We start from the raw sequence: 3,004 nt of genomic DNA, 5'->3' as shown, positions 1-3,004 counted from the left end.
CCGCCGCACTGCGCAACAGTTGCTCGGTGCCGTCCCAGCCCAGGCAACCATCGGTCACCGACACGCCGTACTTCATCGACGTGCTCAACGGCTGGCAGCCTTCGAACAGGTGGCTTTCGAGCATCATGCCGATCAGCGATGTGTCGCCCAGCAAGCGTTGCTCCAGCACTTCGTTGAATACAGCGGGTTGACGTAGCGGGTCTTTGCCGCTGTTGGCATGGCTGCAGTCGACCATGATCCGCGCCGTCACCTTGGCTTTGGCCAGGTCGAGCTTCACCTGCGCCACGCTTTGCGCATCGTAGTTCGGCCCACGGTGACCGCCGCGCAGCACCAGATGTGTGTCGGGGTTGCCGGGGGTCTGGATGATCGCCGGATGGCCCTGGCTGTCGACGCCGAAGTGGCGATGTGGGTGAGACGCCGAGCGCATCGCATCACAGGCAATCGCGACTCCGCCGTCGGTGCCGTTCTTGAAGCCCACGGGCATGCTCAGGCCGCTGGCCATCTCGCGGTGGATCTGCGATTCGGTGGTGCGTGCGCCAATCGCGACCCAACTGAGCAGGTCATCGAAGTAGCCAGCGGCCATGGGTTGCAGCAGTTCGGTGGCGACCGGCAGGCCCAGGCGCAGCATTTCGCGCATCAGCTCGCGGGACAGGGTGAGGCCGGCGGCCATGTCATCGCTGCCATCCAGGTGCGGATCGTAGGCCAGGCCTTTCCAGCCGATGGTGGTGCGCGGTTTTTCGACGTAGGCGCGGATCACCAGCAGCATCTGGTCGCTGACTTCCAGGGCCAGCTTCTTCAGATTACGCGCGTATTCCATGGCCGATTGCGGGTCGTGGATCGAGCACGGGCCGACAATCACCAGCAAGCGTGAGTCTTCACCATTGAGAATGGCGCGCACGGCTTGGCGATGGGCATGGACTTGTTCATTGAGGAACGGGCTGAGGGGGAGCTGGTGCTTGAGCTCAAGGGAGCTGGGCAGGCGCTGAGTCAGGGCTTCATTGGCGCTGTTCAGGTTCGAAACGGGCAGAGCGGCGGTGGCAGAGTTCATATTCAAGGCTTCCTGGGCAAGCGGCGGGCTGTTCCCGCACGCTCTGCCCTACTGGGGTGTTCGACAATTGGCCGTATTGGCTACGCGTGTTGGCTTGCCACCAATAGGTGACCGATCGGAGGCGGCAGGCTGTCCCGAACGGAGCTTGCTAAATCGCCATGCAGTGGAAGTGTCGTAGCGGTAATAGGTGGCGTAGTTCATGTCGTATGTCCTTTAAGTGTTCTTGCTGAATAGGTGAGGGCCTGAAAAAACAAAACCCCCGGTCGGGGAGCCGACCGGGGGTTAGATTTCTCTGGTAGGCGACCCCTTGAGCAGTGGGCGCCGATTTCAGGTATCAGGCGCGCCAGTGGCTAAACCAATACCCAAAATAAAAGCTTACAGCTGCGCTCGAACCGCACGCACGGGTAGCCGATACCGAGCGCTGGGCGCTGGCAGCAGGGCAAACCTGAGTGTGGGTGAGTTGCAACATGGTGTGTCTCCAAATGATGGGGGGAGCTTACTAGAGGCACGCAGGAGGATTCAATCAGTAATTTCTATTGCACAGGGGGACCGAGTGCTATGGGTCGAGATATGCTTGTCAGACTTTGACAATGATTGCTGGAACGCGACCATGACTGCCTTGACCCTTGCTGCCGCTCAAACCGTCTCGATCGCGGGCGATGTGCTGGCCAATATCCAGCGGCACCTGTCGTTCATGCGCGCGGCTGCCGAGCACGGTGTGCAATTGCTGGTGTTTCCGGAAATGTCGTTGACCGGGTATGAACCTTCATTGGCCGCCGAATTGGCGATTGCTCCCGATGACGCGGTACTGGCGCCGCTGCGCGAGATGGCGCGGGAATTGAGATTGACGGCGGTGGTCGGCATGCCGATTCGCCTGGCACCTGAGGCGGGTGTGTTGATTGCTGCGCTGGTAATGGGGGCGGACGGTTCTCTTGCGGTGTACACCAAGCAGCACCTTCATCCTGGCGAAGAGGCGGCGTTTGTTCCAGGGTACGGTGGTGCGGCGCTCGAACTTGGGGATGAGCGGGTTGTGCTGGCGGTGTGCGCGGATTTTTCCCACGCGAGCCACCCGCGTCAGGCCGCTGAGGCGCACGCCACTGTCTATGCCGCCGGTGTGTTGATCAGCGAAGGCGGCTACGTAAAAGACAGCGTTTTGCTCCAGGGGCATGCGGCCGAGCATGGCTTGCTGGTGCTGATGGCTAACCATGGTGGCCCATCAGGTGGCTATGTTTGCGCCGGTCGCAGTGCCATCTGGGCCGCTGACGGCGATTTACTGGCCGCGGCACCTGGCGTAGGGGATGCGCTGGTGGTTGCTCGTCGCGATGGCGCGGGGTGGGCTGGCCAAGTGGTAGCTCTCTGAATGGCGTTTCATCTGCGCCCCGCGACGGATCAGGACCTACCGTTCGCACGAGCCCTGACCTATGAGGCCATGAGCGGTTATTACCTGCAATACGGCCTGATGTGGTCCAACGATGGCTTCGATGTCGCCTGGGCGGGCCGCGAAAACTGGCTGATCTGCAATGACAATGCGGTGCTGGGTTTTATCAGTTTGAGCCGCGACAGCAGAGCGCTCTATATCCGCGAGCTACATATGCTCGAGGCATGTCGTGGGCTGGGCGCGGGCAGTTGGGTTTTGGAGCAGATGGCGCTCAAGGCGCAGGCACTGGGAGTGTTGCGTTTGACCGTGTTCAAGAACAACCCGGCCAGGAGACTCTATCTGCGCAGCGGTATGAGGATCGTCGGTGAAGAACACTGCTTCTGGAGGATGGAGCGCGTCTGTCAGTCAAGCTAAACCCTATGTTCTGTTCGTGTTAACCGGAACTGCCACACCGATTCAACTGGATCACTTGAGCCGGATTGAAGAGAAAGTTCTGGGCGATTACCGCTCAATGTTCAAGGAAGGTCAGGATGCGATTCGCCGCCTGAGCTCTACCTTGGCCGAGCACTCTTCTGTGG

The 3,004-nt window shown here is 60.6% G+C and carries 3 protein-coding genes and 1 pseudogene; 3 read left to right on the top strand and 1 reads right to left on the bottom strand.

Annotation, left to right across the window (positions count from 1 at the left end; translation table 11 throughout):
- Nucleotides 1-1,048, bottom strand: a 1,048-nt coding sequence (locus ACRESD_RS10295; protein ID WP_431750814.1) for a 3-deoxy-7-phosphoheptulonate synthase, incomplete at its 3' end; no start/stop codon positions are given.
- Nucleotides 1,049-1,658: 610 nt separating this feature from the next.
- On the opposite strand from ACRESD_RS10295, the gene ACRESD_RS10290 reads away from it, so the two are divergent.
- From ACRESD_RS10290 to ACRESD_RS10280, 3 genes and pseudogenes are all read left to right on the top strand, one after another.
- A complete protein-coding gene (locus tag ACRESD_RS10290; protein WP_431750813.1) occupies nt 1,659-2,408 on the top strand; it encodes a carbon-nitrogen hydrolase family protein in 750 nt (249 codons plus the stop codon).
- Entirely contained in the window at nt 2,409-2,840 is a 432-nt protein-coding gene (locus ACRESD_RS10285; protein WP_431750812.1) for a GNAT family N-acetyltransferase, read from the top strand.
- 7 nt (nt 2,841-2,847) lie between these two features.
- Nucleotides 2,848-3,004: pseudogene (locus tag ACRESD_RS10280) on the top strand (transcriptional regulator); the annotation flags it as partial.

The organism is Pseudomonas sp. (assembly GCF_050739995.1).
Taxonomy (GTDB): domain Bacteria; phylum Pseudomonadota; class Gammaproteobacteria; order Pseudomonadales; family Pseudomonadaceae; genus Aquipseudomonas.
The sequence above is the reverse complement of the archived record's forward strand: the minus strand, read 5'-3'. Positions and strand labels throughout refer to the sequence as shown.

Coding starts and splice junctions, on each gene's coding strand:
- ACRESD_RS10290 (WP_431750813.1), top strand. CDS start 1,659: ATGACTGCCTTGACCCTTGCTGCCGCTCAAACCGTCTCGATCGCGGGC.
- ACRESD_RS10285 (WP_431750812.1), top strand. CDS start 2,409: ATGGCGTTTCATCTGCGCCCCGCGACGGATCAGGACCTACCGTTCGCA.